Source organism: Actinopolyspora sp. BKK2 (assembly GCF_011291845.1).
In the GTDB taxonomy this organism is placed as follows: domain Bacteria; phylum Actinomycetota; class Actinomycetes; order Mycobacteriales; family Pseudonocardiaceae; genus Actinopolyspora; species Actinopolyspora saharensis.
In genome coordinates this window covers 100761-121057 of sequence record NZ_JAANTE010000009.1, presented here as the reverse complement: position 1 = coordinate 121057, position 20297 = coordinate 100761, and the positions used below count along the sequence as shown (strand labels likewise).

Annotated in this window: 16 protein-coding genes and 1 tRNA gene; 6 read left to right on the top strand and 11 right to left on the bottom strand. The window is 70.7% G+C overall.

What is annotated here, in order from left to right; translation table 11 throughout:
- Positions 1–18: 18 nt before the first annotated feature.
- Positions 19–1692 (top strand): TM0106 family RecB-like putative nuclease, encoded by a 1674-nt coding sequence (locus tag G9Q41_RS17745; protein ID WP_165633027.1) that lies wholly within the window; start codon positions 19–21, stop codon positions 1690–1692.
- A gap of 113 nt (positions 1693–1805) precedes the next feature.
- Here G9Q41_RS17745 and G9Q41_RS17740 read toward each other — a convergent pair whose 3' ends face one another.
- The 6 genes from G9Q41_RS17740 to G9Q41_RS17715 all read right to left on the bottom strand — a co-directional run bounded on the left by G9Q41_RS17740 (position 1806) and on the right by G9Q41_RS17715 (position 7046).
- Entirely contained in the window at positions 1806–2840 is a 1035-nt protein-coding gene (locus G9Q41_RS17740) for an NAD(P)-dependent alcohol dehydrogenase (protein ID WP_165633126.1), read from the bottom strand.
- A 619-nt stretch (positions 2841–3459) separates the two neighbouring features.
- Entirely contained in the window at positions 3460–4218 is a 759-nt protein-coding gene (locus tag G9Q41_RS17735; RefSeq protein ID WP_165633026.1) for an SDR family NAD(P)-dependent oxidoreductase, read from the bottom strand.
- 201 nt (positions 4219–4419) lie between these two features.
- Entirely contained in the window at positions 4420–5382 is a 963-nt protein-coding gene (locus G9Q41_RS17730; protein WP_165633025.1) for an aldo/keto reductase, read from the bottom strand.
- 122 nt (positions 5383–5504) lie between these two features.
- Entirely contained in the window at positions 5505–5906 is a 402-nt protein-coding gene (locus G9Q41_RS17725; protein ID WP_165633024.1) for a type II toxin-antitoxin system VapC family toxin, read from the bottom strand.
- On the bottom strand, positions 5906–6178 hold the full coding sequence (locus G9Q41_RS17720) for a hypothetical protein (protein WP_165633023.1): 273 nt from the start codon (positions 6176–6178) through the stop codon (positions 5906–5908). Before G9Q41_RS17720 ends, G9Q41_RS17725 begins: the two co-directional genes overlap by 1 nt.
- A gap of 175 nt (positions 6179–6353) precedes the next feature.
- On the bottom strand, positions 6354–7046 hold the full coding sequence (locus tag G9Q41_RS17715; RefSeq protein WP_165633022.1) for a pentapeptide repeat-containing protein: 693 nt from the start codon (positions 7044–7046) through the stop codon (positions 6354–6356).
- A gap of 224 nt (positions 7047–7270) precedes the next feature.
- Between G9Q41_RS17715 and G9Q41_RS17710 the strand changes: the two genes are divergently transcribed.
- From G9Q41_RS17710 to G9Q41_RS17700, 3 genes are all read left to right on the top strand, one after another.
- Entirely contained in the window at positions 7271–9070 is a 1800-nt protein-coding gene (locus tag G9Q41_RS17710; protein WP_165633021.1) for a gamma-glutamyltransferase, read from the top strand.
- 333 nt (positions 9071–9403) lie between these two features.
- Positions 9404–10552: an RtcB family protein gene (locus G9Q41_RS17705; RefSeq protein WP_165633125.1), complete on the top strand. Its 1149-nt coding sequence runs from the start codon at positions 9404–9406 to the stop codon at positions 10550–10552.
- A gap of 195 nt (positions 10553–10747) precedes the next feature.
- Positions 10748–13963 (top strand): glycosyltransferase, encoded by a 3216-nt coding sequence (locus tag G9Q41_RS17700; RefSeq protein WP_165633020.1) that lies wholly within the window; start codon positions 10748–10750, stop codon positions 13961–13963.
- 135 nt (positions 13964–14098) lie between these two features.
- On the opposite strand, the gene G9Q41_RS17695 is transcribed toward G9Q41_RS17700, so the two are convergent.
- The gene (locus G9Q41_RS17695) at positions 14099–15382 is read right to left on the bottom strand and encodes a hypothetical protein (protein ID WP_165633019.1); all 1284 of its coding nucleotides are present in this window, start codon (positions 15380–15382) and stop codon (positions 14099–14101) included.
- Between the two features lie 210 nt (positions 15383–15592).
- Between G9Q41_RS17695 and G9Q41_RS17690 the strand changes: the two genes are divergently transcribed.
- Both G9Q41_RS17690 and msrA read left to right on the top strand, forming a co-directional pair.
- Positions 15593–16927: an acyltransferase gene (locus G9Q41_RS17690; RefSeq protein WP_245695850.1), complete on the top strand. Its 1335-nt coding sequence runs from the start codon at positions 15593–15595 to the stop codon at positions 16925–16927.
- A 47-nt stretch (positions 16928–16974) separates the two neighbouring features.
- On the top strand, positions 16975–17631 hold the full coding sequence (msrA, locus tag G9Q41_RS17685) for a peptide-methionine (S)-S-oxide reductase MsrA (protein ID WP_092524984.1): 657 nt from the start codon (positions 16975–16977) through the stop codon (positions 17629–17631).
- Positions 17632–17768: 137 nt separating this feature from the next.
- Here msrA and G9Q41_RS17680 read toward each other — a convergent pair whose 3' ends face one another.
- From G9Q41_RS17680 to G9Q41_RS17665, 4 genes are all read right to left on the bottom strand, one after another.
- Complete coding sequence (locus G9Q41_RS17680; RefSeq protein WP_165633018.1) at positions 17769–18416, bottom strand: hypothetical protein; 648 nt, start codon at positions 18414–18416, stop codon at positions 17769–17771.
- Positions 18417–18701: 285 nt separating this feature from the next.
- Entirely contained in the window at positions 18702–19310 is a 609-nt protein-coding gene (locus G9Q41_RS17675; RefSeq protein ID WP_092524980.1) for a lytic polysaccharide monooxygenase auxiliary activity family 9 protein, read from the bottom strand.
- A 375-nt stretch (positions 19311–19685) separates the two neighbouring features.
- Positions 19686–19757: transfer RNA gene (locus tag G9Q41_RS17670), tRNA-Gly, on the bottom strand.
- A gap of 125 nt (positions 19758–19882) precedes the next feature.
- Positions 19883–20284: a PPOX class F420-dependent oxidoreductase gene (locus tag G9Q41_RS17665; RefSeq protein ID WP_092524979.1), complete on the bottom strand. Its 402-nt coding sequence runs from the start codon at positions 20282–20284 to the stop codon at positions 19883–19885.
- Positions 20285–20297: the final 13 nt, after the last annotated feature.

Genomic DNA, 20297 nt, shown 5'->3' with positions numbered 1-20297 from the left:
AGGACATACCCTGCAAGCGTGGATTCAGAGGTGCTGCTGGACGGCGGCGTGGTGACGCGCTGTCGCCGCCGAGTGCATCTCGACAACGACCCGAGCATGATCGACACCGAGCAGGCTCCTCCCGATCCGGGAGTGGAGCAGCGCATCGCCGATGCCACCGAGTACCGCAGGCAGCTGGCGTGCCGGCTCGGGCGCGCGCTCGGATCCGAATGGACGGAGATCCCCCGCGAGGCGGACGAGCGGTCCAAGGAGGAGGCGACCCTAGCGGCGATGCGCGCGGGGACGGCCTACATCTCCGGTGCCCGGCTCCCCCGGGACGGCCGGGGCGGCAGGCAGGGCGCCGTGGAGCTGCTGGTGCGCAGCGGCGCGGGCTACGTCCCCGTGCTCGTGGTGCGGCACAAGGTCGCGGATTCGGGCAAGGGCGCACGCACCTCCCCGATCACCGAGCCCAGGCCCGAGTCGGCGGGCCACGACCCGAAGCGCAAACCGCGGCCGCACTCGCGGGACCAGCTCCGGCTGGCCCACGCCGTGCGGCTGCTGCAGGCCTGCGGGATGCAGCCGGGTGGACGTTTGCTGGGCGGCACGATCGGTTCCGACGGCGAGGTCGTGGTCTGGCACGACCTCGAGTCCCGCACCTGGTCCGGCGAGCGCAGCGTGCTGGAGGAGTACGACGAGCGGTTCGCGGACCGGCTGGCCGTGGCCGAGGCGGCGGCCACGGGCGGGGAGGCGCTGGCCCAGCCGACGCGGATCACGGAGTGCAAGGGCTGCCCCTGGTGGCCGGTCTGCGAGAGCCAGCTCCGCTCCGCGCACGACGTGAGCCTCGTGGTGCGCGGGGACGACGCGGTGCGGCTGCGCCGGGTGGGCGTGACGAAGGTGGACGAGCTGGCCGCGTTGAACGTCGCGGAGTTCGCGGAGCCGCCGCTCCCGGCCAAGCGCCTGGGCGAGGCGGTGCTGCTGGCGCGCGCGTGGCTGCGCGGGCTCTCCCTGGTGCGCCGCGTCCCGGAGGTGGACATCTCCAGGGGAGACGTGGAAGTCGACGTGGACATGGAGAGCTACTCGGACTCGGGCGCCTACCTCTGGGGCGCGCTGCTCACCTACCCCGAGGAGGAGGGATCCGGTTCGCGGGGCACGGCCGAGGCGCTGGGTGTGGAGCCCGGCTACCGGGGCTTCGTGACCTGGGATCCGCTGCCCTCGGACGACGAGGCGCGGTCCTTCGCCGAGTTCTGGGCCTGGTTCTCCGCGCTGCGCCGGGCCGCGCACGAGCGCGGGCTCGTGTTCCGGGCCTACTGCTACAACGAGCTCGCCGAGAACCGCTGGATGCTGAGCTCGGCGGAGCGCTTCGCGGGAAAACCGGGCATTCCTCCCGTGGAGGAGGTGCGCGAGTTCGTGAACTCCACGGACTGGGTGGACGTGTTCGCGGTGGTGCGGGACCAGTTCATCTGCCCCAACGGCAAGGGGCTGAAGATGATCGCGCCCAACGCGGGCTTCTCCTGGCGCGATTCCGAAGCGGGCGGGGAGAACTCGATGCGCTGGTATCGGGACGCGGTCGGGTTCGACGGCGGTGAGCCGGACGTCGCCCAGCGGGAACGGCTGTTGGAGTACAACGAGGACGACGTCCGGGCCACGCTGGCCATCCGGCGGTGGATGAGCTCGGGGGCGGTGCTGGACGTCCCCTACGTCGAGGACCTGTAGCTGTACCTGACTGAGAGTACGCGGCTTGGTCTGCTTGGGTGGTTCTGTGGCCGAATCTCAGTCGGGGTCTCGCTGCTCCGATCCTCGACATCGGGTAGGCACACCTCCGAGCTTCACGGCACGATCACGGCCCGACCGGCGATCTCTCCGTGGTGGAACCGTTCGTAGACCTGCGGGGTCTCCTCCAGCGGGAACGAGTCCACGTGCACCCGGACCGAACCGTGCCCGGCCAGTTCGAGCAGTTCCATCAGCTCGCCCCTGGTTCCCCAGTAGGGCGCCGAGACCGCGGCCTCGAAGGGCAGCGTGCCGAAACCGACCGGGATCGTGCCCTCGCCGACTCCCACTATCGCGATCTCCCCTTCGGTGGTGACGCAGCGGGAGGCGATGCGGGTGGTGGCCGCGTTGCCGACGAAGTCGAACACCGCCTCCGCGCCCTTCTCGTCGGTGAGCTCGGAGACCGCCTCCGGCGCTGAGTCGTCGGAGCGGATCGTGCGGTGCGCGCCGACCCGTTCGGCCAGCTCCATCTTCTGGTCGTTGATGTCCATGGCCACGACCTGAGCGGAGGTGAGCGCGCGCAGCAGCTGGATGCCCACGTGACCGAGGCCGCCCGCCCCGATCACCACGGCGGTGCTGCCGGGGACCAGCTTCGGGAGCGATTTCTTGATCGCGTGGTAGGGGGTCAGGCCCGCATCGGTCAGCGGGGCCGCTTCCACCGGGTCGAGATCGCCCAGCGGGACCAGGTGGCGCTCGTCGTCCACGAGCAGGTACTCGGCCATGGCGCCGGGGGCGCCCAGCCCGGGAGGGTTGATGCCCATCCGGCCCGCGTAGCGGCAGTAGTTCTCCTTGCCGTAGGAGCACATGCGGCACAGCCCGCAGCCCCACGGCCCGTACACCGCGACCCGGTCGCCCTCGGAGTACCGGTGTCGACCGGGGCCGAACGCGCTGATGGTGCCGACGCCCTCGTGGCCCAGCGTCAACGGCAATCGGTACGGGAACTGCTCCGCGGGCCAGCCCATCACGGCCAGGTCCGAGTGGCACATCCCGGCCGCGTCCACTTTGAGCAGGATTTCTCCCGGGCCGGGTTCCGGGATGTCCACGTCGACCACTTCCGGGCTGCTGCCCACCCGGCGGTACTGCACGGCCTTCATCGTCGACGTCATCGCGCACCTCGCACATTCTCGGGGTCGGAGGGCATCGTGCAACAGGAACGGGCGGGGCGCAGCGTTCGTTCCCGCCGGGCAACCCCCGAGCACCCCGGGCCGCCACGAAACCCCGGAGGGGAACTCCCGACCAGGGCGCCACTCCAACGCGAGCGCTGTGAGCCTACGCAGTCGGGCCAACCAAGCCGACGCAAAACCCGAACAGAAACTCCTAGTCGAGGCGTCACACCAACGCGAGCGCTGTGAGCCTGAGCAGTCGGCACCGCCGCGGGCCAACCAAGCCGCCACGAAACCCCGGAGAGGAACTCCCAACCAGGGCGCCACGCCAACGCAAGCGCTGTGAGCCTACGTAGTCGGCACCGCCGCAGGCCAACCAAGCCGACGCAAAACCCGAACAGGAACTCCCAACCCAGAGCCTTCACGCCAACGCAAGCGCTGTGAGCCTACGCAGTCGGCACCGCCGCGGGTTCTCAGTCGAGTGCCCGGCGAGGACGGCCCCGACGTTGTGTAGGTCGCTACCCGATGTCGGGGCACCCGCAGCCGGGCGCCGACTGAGGTTCCGCCACGCAACCCACCAAGCCACCGGCACCGCCGCGCCCCACAAAAACTACTTGGGGGCCATCCGCAGCGCCCCGTCCAACCGGATGACCTCCCCGTTCAGGTAGTCGTGCTCGATGATGTTCAGGGCGAGCCGCGCGTAGTCGTCCGGGGTGCCGAGCCGCTTGGGGAACGGAACGCCCGCGGCCAGGCCCTCCCGGATCTTCTCGTCGACCGTGGCCAGCATCGGGGTGTCCACGATGCCGGGGGCGATCGTCATCACCCGGATGCCGGAGGAGGCCAGGTCCCGCGCGGCCGGGAGGGTGAGGCTGGCGACGCCGCCCTTGGAGGCGGCGTAGGCGGCCTGCCCGATCTGGCCGTCGTAGGCGGCGATCGAGGCGGTGTTGACGACGACCCCGCGCTGGCCCTGCTCGTCGGGTTGGGTGTTGCCGATGGCTGCGGCGGCCAGGCGCAGCACGTTGAACGTTCCGACCAGGTTGACCTCGACGACCTTGCGGAACGCGTCCAGGTCGTGCGGTCCCTTGCGGCCGGCTATCCGCGCAGAGGGGCCGATGCCGGCGCAGTTCACGACCGCGCGCAGCGGCACGTCCGCGGAGCTGGCCCGGTCCACGGCCGCTTGCACCTGCTCGGCGTCGGTGACGTCGGCCGAGGTGTGGGTGACTCCCTCGACCTCGGTCGCGGCCGCCACCGCGTCCGGCAGGTCCACGGCGAACACGCGCGCGCCCCGCGCGGCCAGGGTGCGTGCGGTGGCGGCTCCCAGTCCGGAGGCTCCGCCGGTCACGATCGCGGCTGTCTCCGCGAGCAGCATGTGTTCTCCTCGTCCTCGTTGTGAACCAACGTGAAGCCTACTGTCCGTTCGGTCGGTTCGGGAGGGTTCCGCGCGAGCGGATTCGCGGGGTGTGCGGGTGGGTCTCGCTTCCGTGCGAGCCCGGCTCCGAGGTGGTTTCCGGGCGGCGCGCGGCCTGGTCGGATCACTCCGGCCGGGGTCAGCGCGGTCAGGTCAGCGCGGTCAGGTCAGCGCGGGCGGGCTGATCGAGTCGAGCTCGTCGAGGTCCTCCCTGGTGGGGGACCACTGCCCGGCCACGGCGTTGGACTCGACCTGCTCCGGCGAGGTGGCTCCGCTGATAACCGAGCCCACGGTGGGTTGGGCCGCCAGCCAGCCGAGGGCCGTCGCGATCATGGAGATGCCGCGCTGCTCGGCGAAGGCGCGGAGACGTTCTATCCGCTCCCACGGCGCGTCGGCCAGCAGCCGTTGCCTGCCGGAGAGCCTGCTGCCCTCCGGTGGTTCCTGTCCTTGGCGGTACTTGCCGGTCAGCAGCCCGTTCGCCAGCGGGAAGTACGGGATCAGCCCGATCCCGAACTTCGCGCAGGCCGGTACGACCTCGCGTTCGGCCTCGCGCTCCAGCAGCGAGTAGTGGGTCTGCGCCGAGATCGGCCCGACGAGTCCCGCGCTGGAGGCGGTCCAGGCCGCGTCGACCGTCTGCCACCCGGCCAGGTTGCAGTGCCCGACGTAGCGGATCTTGCCCTCCCGGACCAGGTCGTCCAGTACGGACAGCGTTTCCTCGAGCGGGGTGAACGGGTCGGGGCGGTGCAGCTGGTACAGGTCGATCCACTCGGTGCCGAGCCTGCGCAGCGAGGACTCCACCGCCTTCCGCACGTAGCGGCGCGATCCGCGCGCGGAGAAGTCGGGGCCGTTGGCCCCCTGCATGTCCATGCCGAACTTCGTCGCGATCACGGCGTGCTCGCGACGCCCGTTGAGCGCCTGGCCGAGCAGTTCCTCGCTGCGGCCGCGCGGGGCGCCGTACACATCGGCCACGTCGAAGAACGTGATCCCCGATTCCAGCGCGCGGTCCACCACGGCCTGCGCCCCGCGGGGCGATTCGGTCGCCGTTCCCGGTCTGCCCAGGTTGTTGCAGCCGAGCCCGACCGCGCTGACCACGAGACCGGACTTCCCCAGACGTCGCTGTTCCACGTCGACCGAGCGTAGTCGGCAGGGCCGCGCCCGTCACGGATTCGGCGGCGTTACCCACGGAAAGTGTGGAAGTGGGGCAGTGGACGCGGCCGTGGGGCCGCTCCGGGGCCGGTGATCAGCACTCAACCGCGGATGAGGTCGATCCGGACCACGTCGTCGTCGAGGGCGAGGCCGTCGACGTTCTTCCACGCCCGGTCGGCGGTGATCGCCACGCGGCCGAGCCGTGCGGCCAGAGCCAGGCAAGCCCGGTCGCCCAGGCTCAGTCCGGCCTCCCGCGTATGAAGGTACAGTCGTGCGGCCCTGCGCGCGTCCTCGGCGTCGAGTGGTTCGATCCGCAGCCCCATGGCCCGCAGCATGTCGCCGATCCGGTCGGCATCTCCCCCGTGGGCGGAGATCTTCTGCAGCATCTCGGACCAGTTGACCGCCGAGACGACGGCGTCGTCGCCGAGTTGCGCGGCGACGTGGTCGTGCCCGTCCTCACGATAAGTCAGCGCCAGCAGCGCCGAGGCGTCGAGCACGGGCATCAGTACCCGCCCTCGGTCTCGTTGCGTTCGGTCTCGTTCTCTGTCCGACGGGAAGCGATCAGCTCGTCGACCACTGACCCCGACCCGATGCGCGCGCCGAGCGCCATGTTCTGGATCCGTTCCACCATCTCGGCGCGAGGTTCGATGACGACCCGGGAGCCCTCGCGGTACTCGACGAGATCCGTCTCCGGGCTCCAGCCGAGCTCGTTCCGGAACTGGGCGAAGATGGACACGCGTCCCTGCGGTGTCATCTTCACGCTCGCACTTGTCATGTTTTAACTATACCTGTCAAGTCAAATCCGAACGGGTATCGGAAGGGGCGCTGCTGTCAGGCGACGTCGTGTCGCGGAGCTCGCGCGCCTGTCACTCACGCGTGACCTGTCGCCCTCGGGCAGCGGTGGGCGGCGATCGGAGCGAGTTTCGGGAGGGCCGCTCCGGGGCCGGTGATCAGCGCCGGTCCTCGACGGCTATGCCCGAGGTCGCGAACAGCGCCGTGGACACGTCCACCAGCTGGTCCGGCCCGATGGTCGCGCCGCGCAGGTCGCCCGCCCCCTTGATCCCGTGCAGTCGGGAACCGTGCAGCCGGAGGCCGTGCGAGTCGGTTCCGGAGAAGTTGGCCTCGGACAGGTCGCAGTCGTGGATGCCGGTGCGGTTCAGCTTCGCCTCGCGGAAGTCGGCCCGCCCGAGCTCGCTGTCCAGCAACTCCAACCGGTTGCCCGCGATCATGCGCAGGTTGGCGGTGTCGAGTTTGCACTGGAGGAGCAGCACGTCCTCCATCCGAGCGCCTGCCAGGACCGCGCCGCTCATGCGGCACTCGCGGAACTCCACTCTCCGCAGCCCGCTGTCCTCGAGGACCACACCGGACAGATCGCAGTTGACGAAGACGACGTCCACGCATCGCAGCCGCCGGAACCGTCGGCCGGTGAGCCTGCCGCCGCTCCACCGGCTCGCGGTCAGTCCGAGATCGGTCACCACCCGCTCGTCCTCCGGATCCGGTGGGGATCCGGTGATCAGCCTTCCGTCCAGTTCGGTGTCTCCGGTGACCGGTTCCCCGCCGGGTTCGAGGTGTTCCGGCAACCTCGCCGGGCGCCGCGCGCTCTTCCCCGCACCGCCGGTGTCGTCGCTGCGCTGAGTGGGCATGGTCGAAGCCTAGTCGAGGGGGCGGACGTGGCTACCCGATGTCGGGGCACCCGCAGCCGGGCGCCGACTGAGGTTCCGCCAAGTGCCCCACCAAGCAGAGGGAGTTGCCGACTCTCCGTGTCGCTACCCGATGTCGGGCCTCGCCGGAGCGAGAGCCCACGAGAGGTTCCGCCAAGCGACCACCTACGACAACCGAGCCTCAACTCGACCTTAGAGTGACGTGAATGGTCACCACTCGCCCGGAACTGGCAGGCACGCACGGCATGGTCGCCTCGACCCACTGGCTCGCCTCCTCGGCGGGCATGGCCGTCCTGGAGGAAGGGGGCAACGCCTTCGACGCGGCCGCTGCGGCCGGGTTCGTCCTGCAGGTGGTCGAACCCCACCTGAACGGCCCGGCGGGGGAGCTGCCCGCGCTGTTCGCACCTGCGGGCGGGGGGATCCGCGCCCTGTCCGGACAGGGCCCAGCCCCCGAGGGGGCCACCATCGAGCGGTTCGCGGGCGAGCTCGGCCTGGGCCTGGTTCCCGGCACCGGGCTGTTGCCCGCCACGGTCCCGGGTGCCTGGGACGGCTGGCTGCTGTTGCTGCGGGACCACGGAACCATGGAGCTCGGCAGGGTGCTGCGCTTCGCCATCGGATACGCCGCGGACGGTTTTCCCGTGGTGGAGCGGTTGGCCGGCACCATAGCCACCGTCGGCGAGCTGTTCACCGCGCACTGGCCGTCCTCCGCCCGGCTGTGGATGCCTTCGGGGCGAGCGCCGCGCACCGGATCTGTGCTGCGCAACCCCAGGCTGGCCCACACGTGGCAGCGGCTGGTCGCCGAGGGCGAGCGCGCCGGAGGGGATCGCGAGGCCCGCATCGACGCGGCGCGCAGGGCCTGGTCGCAGGGGTTCGTGGCCGAGGCGGTGGACCGCTTCGTGCGCACGCCCGTGCGGGACAGCACGGGAGGTGAGCACGCGGGGGTGCTCACCGGAGAGGACATGGCCCGCTTCAGCGCGCACTACGAGGAGCCGGCTTCGGTGGAGCTGCCGGGCGGTTGGAGCCTGTCGAAGTTCGGCCCCTGGTGCCAGGGGCCGGTGCTGCTGCAGCAGCTGCGGATGCTCGAGGGGACGCCCGTCGAGTACCGGGACGGTGTGGCCGAGCCGGACATGGTGCACAACGCCGTGGAGGCGGCGAAGTTGGCCTTCGCCGACCGCGAGGCCCACTACGGCGACTCCGCGCGCGAGGGGGTGCTGCCGGAGCTGCTGTCGGACGAGTACGCGGCCGCCCGGCGCGCGCTGATCGGCGAGACCGCCTCCGAGCGGCTGCGCCCGGGGCGTCCGGGCGGTTTCGAACCCCGGCTGCCGGACTACGTGGCCCGGGGCAGGGGTTCCGGGCTCTCGCCCGATCCGAGCGGGGTCGGGCTGGGTGAGCCCACGGTTTCGCGCAGCGGGGAGAGCCGCGGGGACACCGTGCACGTGGACGTGGTGGACCGCTGGGGCAACATGATCTCGGCGACTCCCTCGGGCGGTTGGTTGCAGTCCTGCCCGACGATCGAGGAGCTGGGCTTCTGCCTCGGCAGCAGGGGGCAGATGTTCTGGCTGGAGGAGGGGCTGCCCAACTCGCTGGCCCCGGGCAAGCGGCCGCGCAGCACGCTGAGCCCTTCGCTGGCCTCGCGCGGGGGCGAGCCGGTGCTGGCCTTCGGAACCCCGGGCGGCGATCAGCAGGACCAGTGGCAGCTGTGCTTCTGGCTGGCCCACGTGCACGGCGGGCTCGACCTCCAGGCGGCCATCGACGCGCCCGCCTGGCACACCACGGCTTTTCCCGCCTCCTTCTACCCGCGCGGTTGGCAGCCGCGCCGGGTGATGGCCGAGTCGCGGTTCGGTACCGAGCGGCTGGACGAGCTGCGCCGGCGCGGGCACGAGGTGGTCGACGCCGGGGAGTGGGCGCTGGGCAGGTTGTCCGCCGTGGCGCGGGATCCCGAGACCGGGCTGCTGCACGGTGCGGCCAACGCCCGGGGAGCTCAGGGCTACGCGGTGGGCCGTTAGCGGACGCTGCTCGCTCCGGGGCGCCGAGGTCGCGGCGAGCGATTCCTCGCGGGGATGCCGACTGCGGTGAACCGCTCGGCGGTGGGAGAAATCGTTCGACGGTTCGAACGCGGCGGCAGTAGGGTCTCCACGAGATTCACCCGGGTTTTCGCTTACCGGTTCGGGATGTCGTTTCCCCTGTTCAGGTGAGTTTCCAGCGGCTCGGTGAGGGTTTTCGCCGTTCCCGCTGCGGGAATCCGCCTCGTCCGCGGGATTTTCGGCGGCAGCGTTTTCGAGGAGTTGGTCGTGGCACACTATCCGGTCGCACTTTCCGGGGCGGAGGACTCCACGCTCATGTGGGCCCCCGAGGACGAGATCGAACCGGCCGCGCTGGAGCAGTTGCGCAACATCTCCGCGCTGCCCTGGGTGCACGGGGTGCGGGTCATGCCCGACGTGCACCTGGGCAAGGGCGCCACCGTCGGTTCCGTCATCGCCATGCCCCACGCGGTCTCGCCCGCGGCGGTGGGGGTGGACATCGGCTGCGGCATGACCGGGGTGCGGACCACGCTGCGTTCCACGGACCTGCCGGGTGATCTGCGCGGAATTCGCAACCGCATCGAACGGGCCGTTCCGGTCGGGTTCAACGCGCACGAGGAGCCGGTGGACCCGGCCCGCGTGGAAGTGCCCACCGAGCGGTGGCAACGGCTCTGGGAGGGCTTCGACGAGCTCTGCGCCGGGGTGCACGACCGCAGGGCCAGGGCCGGGCGTCAGCTCGGCACGCTCGGCGGCGGGAACCACTTCGTCGAGCTCTGCCTGGACGACGAGGACGCCGTCTGGATCATGCTGCACAGCGGTTCGCGCAACATCGGTAAGGAGCTGGCCGAGCGGCACATGGCCAGGGCGCGGGAGCTGCCGCACAACCGCGACCTGCCCGATCCCGACCTGGGGGTGTTCCTCTCCTGGACTCCCCAGATGACCGCCTACCAGCACGACCTCTTCTGGGCGCAGGAGTACGCGCGGCTGAACCGCTGGATCATGCTGGGGCTGGTGAAGAACGCGCTGCGCGAGTCCTTCCGGGGCAGGAGGGTCGGTTTCGCGGATCCGATCTCCTGCCACCACAACTACGTCTCCGAGGAGACGATCGACGGCCGGTCGATGCTGGTCACCAGGAAGGGCGCCATCCGCGCGGGCAGCGGGGACCCGGGGCTGATCCCGGGGTCCATGGGAACCGGTTCCTACGTGGTGCGCGGGCTCGGTTCGGAGGAGTCCTTCTTCTCGGCCGCCCACGGTGCGGGGCGCAGGATGAGCCGGAACCGGGCCAGGAAGGCCTTCGACGCGCAGGACCTGCGCACCCAGACCTCGGGTGTGGAGTGCCGCAAGGACGCCGGGGTGCTCGACGAGATTCCGGGCGCGTACAAGGACATCGACGCGGTCATCGAGGCGCAGTCCGAGCTCGTCGAGGTGCGGGGTCGGCTGCGGCAGATCGTCTTCGTAAAGGGATGACGCCCGGCCGCGCGAGCTGTCCCCGCGGACAACTCGCAGTTATGGGCAAAATTGCGTCCCCTCCCGGAGCTGCGGATCCCCTCGCGGGGATCGGGTCCCTCGGTTTGGGCAGAATTGACGGCACGCCGCCCGGGCTGACACCGATACCGGGCAGAATCGTGGTGGGCCGGTGCTCGGCGAGTCGAAGGGGGCAGCATGGCTGAGGAAAGCGCTCGGGGGACGCGGCACCCGAGACGGCTGATCGAGTGGACCGGTGAGCGGTGCGTCCCGTGGGCCGACGACGCCCAGGTCGTCTACGAGCACTACCACCGCTACGCGCTCGCCGCGCGGTTGGCGCGCGGCAAGCGGGTGCTCGACCTGGCCTGCGGAGAGGGGTTCGGAGCTGCCCTGCTGGCCGAGCAGGCCTCCGAAGTGGTCGGCGTCGACGTCGACGAGGAGACGGTGCGGCACGCGGCGCTCAACTACGAGTCCGCCGACGTCTCCTTCCGGACCGGCTCGATGACCGATCCGGAACTGCTGTCCGAGGCCAAGCCGTTCGACCTGATCGTGTGTTTCGAGGCGATCGAGCACGTCGCCGACCACGACGCGGTGCTGCGGCTGGTGCGCGCGCGGCTGGCGCACGGCGGGATCGTGCTGCTCAGCACTCCGGACACCTCCGTTTACCACGAGGAGCGCGGTCACGAGAACCCCTTCCACGTCAAGGAGCTGGCCGCTCCGCAGTTCGAGGAGCTGCTCGAGGACTCCTTCCGGCACTCCGCGGTGCTCAAGCAGAACGTCGCCGTCGGTTCGCTGGTCACCCCCTCCGATCCTGGGGATCCGGACATAGCCGCCGACGGGGTCCGGCTGCAGACCCTGCGAAAGCAGGAGTCCGGTGCCTGGCAGGTGCGGCAGGGGGTGGAGCACACTTACTTGCTCGGGATCGCCTCGGACCGGCAGCTCCCCCAGCTGCCGGCGGCGGCCGTGCTGCTCGACGCCGATCTGCGGCTGGTCCGCGACCGGGACAGCGGGGTCGACGAGGTGGTCGAGCAGCGTGACGCGGCGGTGGCCGATGTGGCCAGACTGAACGAGATCTGCCGCGGCAACCGCGCGGAGGCGGCCGAGCTCAAGAACAAGATCACCGAGCTGGAGTCGAGCCGCGTCTCCGCGGAGAGCAGGGCCGACGAGGCGGAGCGGGAGCGCGATCGGCTGCTCGCCCGGCTGCACGAGGTCGAGCTGGAGCGGCAGCGGGATTCGGCCAGGATCGAGTGGTTGCGGGAGACCGTCACCTCACTGGAGTCCGAACTGGACTCAGTGCGCAGGCGGGCCGCCGAGCTGGAGGAGCAGAACTCGGCGCTGGTGCAGCGCGCGGTCACCAAGTACCGGCGCGCGGTCGAGCGGGTGGCCCCGCGCGGGACCACCCGCAGGGACGTCTACGAGCTTGCCATGGGCAGGGAGACGTCGGGATCCCGGCAGGAGGAGCCCGGGGAGCCGGTCGCGGTCCCGCACAGCGACGAGCCGGTGGTCAGCGTCGTCATCCCGGTGCACGGCAAGTGGAACTACACCAGGAGGTGCCTGCTCAGCATCGCCGGGCACCGGCCCCGGGTCCCGCTCGAGGTGATCGTCGTGGACGACGCCTCCCCGGACGACAGCGCCGAGCTCCTCGCGCGGTGCCCCGGCGTCCGCCTGGTGCGCGCCGAGCGCAACCTCGGTTTCGTGGGGGCCTGCAACCTGGGGGCGGAGCGGGCCGGGGGCAGGCACCTGCTGTTCCTCAACAACGACACCGAGGTGACGGGGTCGTGGTTGGACGAGCTGCTGGACACGCTCGAGTCCGATGAGGGGATCGGCCTGGTCGGGGCCAAGCTGCTCTACCCGGACGGGCGGCTGCAGGAGTGCGGGAGTGTCGTCTGGTCGGACGGCAGCGGCTGGAACCTCGGGCGGCTGGGTGATCCCGCCGCGGCCGAGCACAACGTGGCCCGCGATGTGGACTACTGCTCGGGGGCGGCGATCCTCGTGCGGGGCGAGCTGTTCGAGTCGCTGGGCGGTTTCGACACGCGGTACTCGCCCGCCTACTACGAGGACACCGACCTCGCGTTCGCGGTGCGCGAGGCGGGCTACCGCGTGCTCGTGCAGCCGAGGGCCGAGGTGGTGCACCACGAGGGCGTGTCCAACGGCACGGACGTGGGCTCCGGGCTGAAGAGGCACCAGGAGCTGAACCGGCAGGTCTTCGTGGAGAAGTGGGCGGAGACGCTGCGCTCCCGGCACCTGCCCGAGTCGAGCGCCCGCAACCTGTGGCTGGCGCGCCAGCGGGGAACTCACGGGCACTTCGGTCCGCTGGTGCTGGTCAAGGACCACCAGGTCCCCCGGCCGAACTACGACTCCGGGTCGGTGCGGATGTGGCGGCTGCTGGAGCAGCTCGTCGCCCTCGGGGCGCGGGTGGTGTTCTTCCCGAACAACCGCGCGGCGCTGGAGCCCTACACCACCGACCTGCAGCGCCTCGGCGTCACGGTGCTGGCCGACGAGCGGTTGCAGCAGGCCTTCCTCGACGAGGCCGGTTCGGAGATCACCCTGGCGTTGCTGTCCCGGCCGCAGGTCGCCTGGAGCGTGCTGGAGCAGCTCCGGTTGAACGCCCCGCAAGCCGTGATCGCCTACGACACCGTGGACATGCACTTCCTGCGCCTGCAGCGGCAGGCGGAGCTGGCCGAGTCCGAGGCGGAGCCCGAGCGGGCCGGGGCGCTGCGGCAGAAGGCCTTCGCCTCGCGGCAGCTGGAGCTCGGCCTGGTGCGCAGCTGCGACGTCACCTTCGTCGTGTCGGAGGCGGAGCAGCGGCTGCTGCGCGAGACGGTCGAGGACGCCGACGTGCGTTTGCTGTCCAATGTGCACGACGTCAGCGAGAGCGTCGGAGGACCGGAGTCCAGGCGTGACGTGCTGTTCGTCGGCGGCTTCGACCACCCCCCGAACATCGACGCGGCCCGCTGGGCGGCCGAGGAGGTCATGCCGCTGGTCCGCGAGCGCTGCCCCGGGGCCCGGCTGCACATCGTCGGGAGCAATCCCACCGCGGAGGTCACCCGGCTGCAGGGGGACGGGGTGGAGGTCCACGGTTGGGTCGACGACCTGTCGGCCGTCTACGACTCGGCGAGGGTGAGCCTCGCCCCGCTGCGGTTCGGGGCGGGCGTCAAGGGCAAGGTCGGCGAGAGCCTCGCGGCGGGGGTGCCCGTGGTCGCCACGGAACTGGCCATGGAGGGCATCCGGCTGGAGCCGACGCGGGACGTGCTGGTGGCCGACGACGCGCCCGGCCTGGCCGCGGGGGTCGTGCGGCTGCTCACCGACGACGCGGAGTGGCGCCGGTTGTCCGAGGCGGGACGTTGCGGGGTGCGGGCCCAGTTCGGCCCCGAGGCGGCCCTCGCGGAGCTGAAGCGCCTGGTGAACAGCTGACTCCACGGTCGGGGGCGGAGAGCCCCCGGCGGAACGATCCGCCGGAGGACCGCGGCGGGAGGGCTCCCTCCCGCCCCCTGAGCCGGGCCGGTGGCGGGACGGTCCGCCGCTGGCCCCTCGGGCCCCGCCGCGGGCTCACTCGCGCACGGTCGGCGGCGTCTTCGCCAGCTGCTTGCTCAGCAGGTCCTCGAACAGCGAGCGCGCCTGACCCGCGGGCTTGTCGATCGCCCTGACCTCGACCACGACCATCCAGTCGTGGGTGGTGTAGGCGGCGCGCAGGATCTCGCCCGAGGAGTAGACGGGCACGCCCTGGTAGGACAGGTCGTCGAGGACGGTGAGGGTCTGCTGCTGGTCCCGGTACTTCGCGGTGAGCTCCTCGGCCGTGGCCTCGTCCGGCATCCGCACCGCGATCATGCTCGTGCCGATCGGGTTCTGCTTCGGATCCGTTCCCCTGAACCAGCCGTCGGAAGTGCCGTTGTCCAGGGCGAACTTGCGCACCGGCGGGGGAAGCACCCCGGATTTCGCGCCCTCCAGCGCGGCGGGCTTCAGGGCCCCGTTGAACGGGTGCTCCGGGCCTCCCGGCGCGGCGATGAGCACGTTGTCGGCGTTCTGCGGAGCGGGTTTGGCGGCGGGAGGCTCCGGGAGCGGCGGTTCGGTCGAGGTCGGGGGCTGCTCGCTCGTCGAGGTCTCCGGGCCCGCCGCCTGCGGCTGCGACTCGTCCCCTCCGCCGGACAGGAAGAAGAACACGCCGGCCACGATCACGCCGACCAGCAGCACACCGCCGACGGTGAGTCCCGCGACCTTGCCCCTGCCCGACTTGCCCGCCGTTTCGAAGACCTCGGGGCCCTGCCGCATCCAGCTGGAGTCCCCGTGCTCCGGAGGCAGGTCCGAGTTGCCCCACGGGGTACCGGGAGCGTCCGCGGCGGGCCACTGCTGTCCCCAGGCGGCCTGCTCACCGCCGGGCTGCTGCGGGAACTGGCCGGAGTTCGGCCAGCCTCCCGGGGGGACGCCGGGAGGCTGGCCCTGCTGGGGGAAGCCGGGCTGCTGGGGCGCCGCGGGGGGCTGGTTGACGTTGACGACCCGGGTGCTGTCCCCACTGCCCTGCTGCGGCGGTTGTTGAACACCCTGCGGGCCGGAGTGGCCCTGGTCACCGTACTGCTGCCAGCTGAAGGCAGGCGGGAACGGATTCTGCTGCTGTTGCTGCCCGAAACCACCCGACTGCGGGTCGGCCCCGCCGGGCTGCTGCGGCCACGCGGGCTGTTGAGCCGGAAAACCCCCGGAGGGGGAGCCCGACTGCTCCGCCTGTTCCGCGTGGGCACGACCGAGCACGGTGTCGCGCCGTTGCCGGTACTCCTCGGCGGATATGCGTCCGGCCGCGAGTTCCGCGTCCAGTTGTTGCAGCTCGTCTTCCCAGGTCACCGCTTGAGCCCTTTCCGGATTCCCGGCCGCACCCCAATGCGACCACCCCTCATTTTCTCATTTTTCCCCACCGCGCGGGCCCACTGCTCGAATAACGATCGTCGAACTGTGGGGAGCGGCCCCACCCACCCCGCGATCGGAGTTAGGCTACGTCGCGCTGTTGTCGACTGGTCGAGTTGTCGGATGAGGTCACAGGGGATGGGCGATCGCGTGCCACGCGTCGATCACGCGCGTCCCGAGCGCTTCGCGAACCCGAACCACGGCTTCGCCTGGATTCGGATGATCGGCGCGATCCTGGTGATCTACGGGCACAGCTACCCCCTGGTCAGTGGAAACGATCTCTTCCCTCCCGAGTGGCCGGTGCAACCCGATGACGGCGTGCTCATGGGGTTTTTCGCCATGAGCGGTTTCCAGATCACCGAGAGCTGGATGCGCGATCCGCATCCGGCGCGGTTCGCCGTCAAACGAGTGCTGCGGCTGTGGCCTCCCATGCTGACCGTATCGTTGGCCTCCGCCCTGCTGATCGGGCCGTTGGTCACGAACCTGGCCGCGGGGGAGTACTTCACCGCGCACGGGACCTGGGCCTACGTGGTCGACAACACCGGGCTGGTGACCCTGCGGCACGAGCTTCCCGGGGTCTTCGAGAGCAACCCCTGGCAGGGGGCGGTCAACGGGGCGCTCTGGACGCTGCCGATGGAGCTGCTCGCCTACGCGGGGCTGTTCGTGCTGCTGCTGCTCGGGGCGGGACGGCACCGGACCCGCTGGCTCGCGGTGGTGGCCCTGGTGGTGGTGGCCGTCGTCGACCGCAGGTTGGAACAGGACCCGGGCGCCAACAGCGCGGGGTCGCTGCTCAGCGTGCCGGTGGAACCGCTGGTCGCCTTCCTCGTGGCCTTCGCCATCGGGGTGGTGCTGAACCTCTACCGGATTCCGCTCTCGCCGCTGGCGGCCCTGGCCGGGCTGGCCGCCCTGGCGGCGATGCCCATGAACACGGCGACCTCGTTCTGGATGACCCTCGCGGTCAGCTACTCCGTCGTGGTGGCCGGTCACTTCTGGCCCGCGCGGCTGCGGGTGCCCAACCTCTGGGTCAACGGCAGCTACGGCGTCTACGTGTGGGGCTTTCCCATCCAGCAGCTGCTGGTGTTCGCCGGGGTGCGCAACCAGTGGGTCCTGATGCTGTGCGCAGTGCCGCTGGCCTACGTGATGGGAACCCTGTCGTGGCGGTTCATCGAGGACCCGACCATGAACCTGCGCCACTACATCGTTCCCGAGCGCTCCGGCCGGGCCGCGCGCGCCGCTGGTTCCGGCGCGCGGCGCTCGGAGGTGCCGGTCGGGGCGGGGGAGGTGGCCCCGCGGCCTGCGGCGGGGCCGCGCCTCCGCGAGCAGGGCGCCCCGCTTCCTCCCGCGGACACCGGGGCTTCCGTGGACGACCACCCCACCGATCCCGTGGGAACCACCCCGCTGGTTCCGGTCGAGGGCGAGGCGGAGCGGACAGCGCCCGCGCTGCCGCGCGTTCCCGAGGGGGACCGGCGGCCCGCGGGCGACTGACGCGGCTTCGCGGCCGGTCCTACCGGGGCGCGGCGTAGCCTGGAGGTATGGCGCTGTTCGGCAACAAGACTCGAATGATCGAATCGGCTGAGGCCCTCCCGGGGCGCTCCGCTCCGCTGGAAGTACCGGAACGTCACGTCGTTCACCCGGAGCGGAGCATCGTGGGTCCCTTCCCCGAGGGGACCGAGCGCGCGGTGCTCGGGATGGGGTGCTTCTGGGGAGCCGAGCGAACCTTCTGGCGGACCGAGGGAGTGTGGGTCACCGCCGTGGGTTATGCGGGCGGCTACACCCCCAACCCGACCTACGAGGAGGTGTGCACCGGGATGACCGGGCACGCCGAGGTCGTGCTGGTGGTGTTCGACCCCGCGGTCATCGACTACGCGGGTGTGCTCAAGGTGTTCTGGGAGAACCACGACCCGACCCAGGGGATGCGCCAGGGCAACGACGTCGGTTCGCAGTACCGCTCCGCGATCCTGGTCGAGAACGAGCGGCAGCGCGAGGTGGCCGAGGCGAGTCGGGACGGTTTCCAGCGGGCGCTGACCGACGCCGGGCACGGCACGATCACCACCGAGATCTCCCCGCTCGGTGAGTTCTACTACGCGGAGGGCTACCACCAGCAGTACCTCTCCGAGAGCAAGAACCCCAACGGTTACTGCGGGATCAGCGGGACCGGGGTTTCCTGCCCCACCGGGCTGGCGGTGTGACGGGAGCCGCGCGCGGTGCTCTCCGCGCGGCGGTGGTGGACGTTTCGCGCGAAACTGTCGTTCTGGAACCGTTCCAGAAAGGATGTTTCGCGCGAAACGTTTCCGATGCGACGAGCGCGAGCGGCTGACGAGCCCGGTCAGATGTAGGCGCAGCTGGTGTGGACCGGCTCGGTCGGGGCCGGTGAACTCCCCTGCTCGGGAACGGTGCAGCCGGTGCGCACGAACTTGCCCTCGAACTCGAGGTAGGTCTCCCAGTACTGGGGCGCTTCGGCGAAGTTCGGCTCGTAGGTGCTCTGCCGCAGCGCCACGTCCGGGCGGGAGTTGCCGTCGAGCTGCCGCAGGGTGGCCTCGGCGGAGTTGCCCTGGACGTCATCGCTGTGCACGATTCCCTCGTCACCCAGCAGCAGAGCGGACAGCGCGCCCGAGCCGTGCGCCCCGGTGTCGTAGGTGACGGCGCAGCGCTGGGCGTCTCCCTCCCAGCCGCAGTCCGCATCCCGCACCCTCTTGTTCTCCAGCTCGAGCGTGTCGTGAACGCTTCCGCCGGAGTAGTAGACGAGCACGCTGTCCCCGGCGGGAACGGAGCTGTCGCGCCAACCGGCGAAGTGGACGTCGTGCGGCAGCGAGAGCTCGAAGACCTGCTCGCAGTCGGTCGCGCACTCCGGGGGTGGGGGCAGCGTCGCCGACTCGGCCGCACCGGCTGCCGGGGTGGCTGTCACGGAGAGGGCCGCGGTCAGCGCGGCCGCTCCCAGCCCGGCCAGCGCGGTGCGGATTCGGGGGAAGCGCATCGTCGAACCTTTCGTTTTCCGCGTTGTCTGCTCCGGTGAGGGGACGGATTCGCGGAGCGATCGGTTGGCCGGAGATGGATCATTTCATTCTTTCGTGGGGCACGGCCCGCTCGTGGGGCGCGTGCGGTGGAACGTCCCCGGCCTCGTGATTGAGCGGTTCGTCCGGCTCGAGCGCGCGGCCCGCGCGATGCCTCCGGGAGGTCTCCCGAGCGGCGGAACGTGCCCCGGCGCCGCAACGGGAGGCGCCGAGGCACGGTTCCGCTGTGCGGGCACCCTACATCCGGATCATCCGAAGTTCACGTCCGAGCACGTGTAGAAGGCGTTGCTCGTGTCCGCGACCTCCCAGACCCCGAAGATCAGGTGCTTGCCGCTCTTGTCGGAGGGCAGCTGCCCGGTGTGGGTGACGGTGAAGTCGGGCTGCCTGCCGTTGTAGTCCTCGGTGTGGAACGGCTGGAGCTCGAGCTGGTCCCTGGTCAGCGGCCGGCTCGGGTCGTAGCTGTCCTTGGTGATGAAGTAGCGGAACGACTCGGTGGAGTGGGCCGCGGTGAGCTCCCAGCGGAACTGCAGGTCCTGACCGGCCGAGACGTCGGTCGCGGGCCAGTTGCCGTTGCGCGGTTCGTCGAGCTCGGAGAAGCGGCCGTTGCCCCCGCTGCAGAGGTTGCCGTCGGCGGGCCCGCCGGAGGGGAAGTTTCCGGGGCCTTCCACGCTCTGCGGTTCCCACTGGATGGCGCCGCAGTTGCTGACCGTGCCGTCGGCGCACAGCGCCTGCCTGCTCATCGGGTTCTGCGTGTAGCCGTGCCCCGAGGCGGCCCCCGCGGTGAGCACGGGCAGTGCCAGCGGGACGATGCCGAACGCGGCCACTCCCACGGCCCGCTTGATGCGCTTGGTGAGCATGGTTGCTCCCTTCTTCGCTGTTCGTAACCGGAAAAGCTACGGGCTTCGCTCCGGCCGTGGACAGCTCCGTTTCGAGTAACCCGCTGGCGTTGATCACCATCGCTTTGGTCCAGACCTGATAACCGGTTCTGGTCTAGACCTGTACTCCGTTTGGTGGAACGCACCACTCTGAGGGATGGCTGCTCGGATCGTCCCTTGCGCGGTTCGGGCACTGCGCCGGTTCCGAGGAGCGGGCCCGCTTCGCGGGAGGCGGACTGCGGGCGGGGACGTCGAACGGCGGGGATCTTGCCAGGAGAACCGCCCCGGGGGGGCTCGAGAGGGGAATTAGCCAAAAAGCGAGCCCGCCGGGAATTAACATCGACGGGCTCGTTGCGGAGCGGATGACGGGATTCGAACCCGCGACCCTCAGCTTGGCAAGCTGATGCGCTACCGCTGCGCTACATCCGCGTCGAAGTCGACCCTGCGATCGCTTCGGCAACAACTGTACTCCACGCCCGCGACGGCTTCGCAGGGGGGTGGGACAGTGGTGGCGACCCGCCCGGCATCGGGGGTGCCGGGCGGCAGGGGCTCGGTCAGGAGGGGCCCGCGCGGGTCGGCTCGATGCGCAGCAGCACCCTGTTCTCGGCGCGCATCGCGGCGCGGTACTGCTCCCAGTCCTCGTGCTCGCCGGAGACGGAGCGGTAGTACTCCTCGAGCAGCGGCATGGCCTCGGGCAGCCTCACGATCTCGGTTCTGCCCTCGATCTGGACCCACCTTCCGAAGAACTGGTCGGGCAGCACGCACAGCCACGCCCGGTCGTCCCTGGTCAGGTTGGCCACCTTGGCGGTGTTGGCCGTGGTGCTGACCACGATCCTGCCTTCCGAGTCCACAGTGGCCAGAACGGGGCTCTGCTGCGGTGTTCCGTCGGAGCGCGAGGTGGCCAGCACCGCGTGGTGCTGCTCGCGCACTATCGAACGGGCCTGGTCCGGATCCATGTCTCCCCCTCGT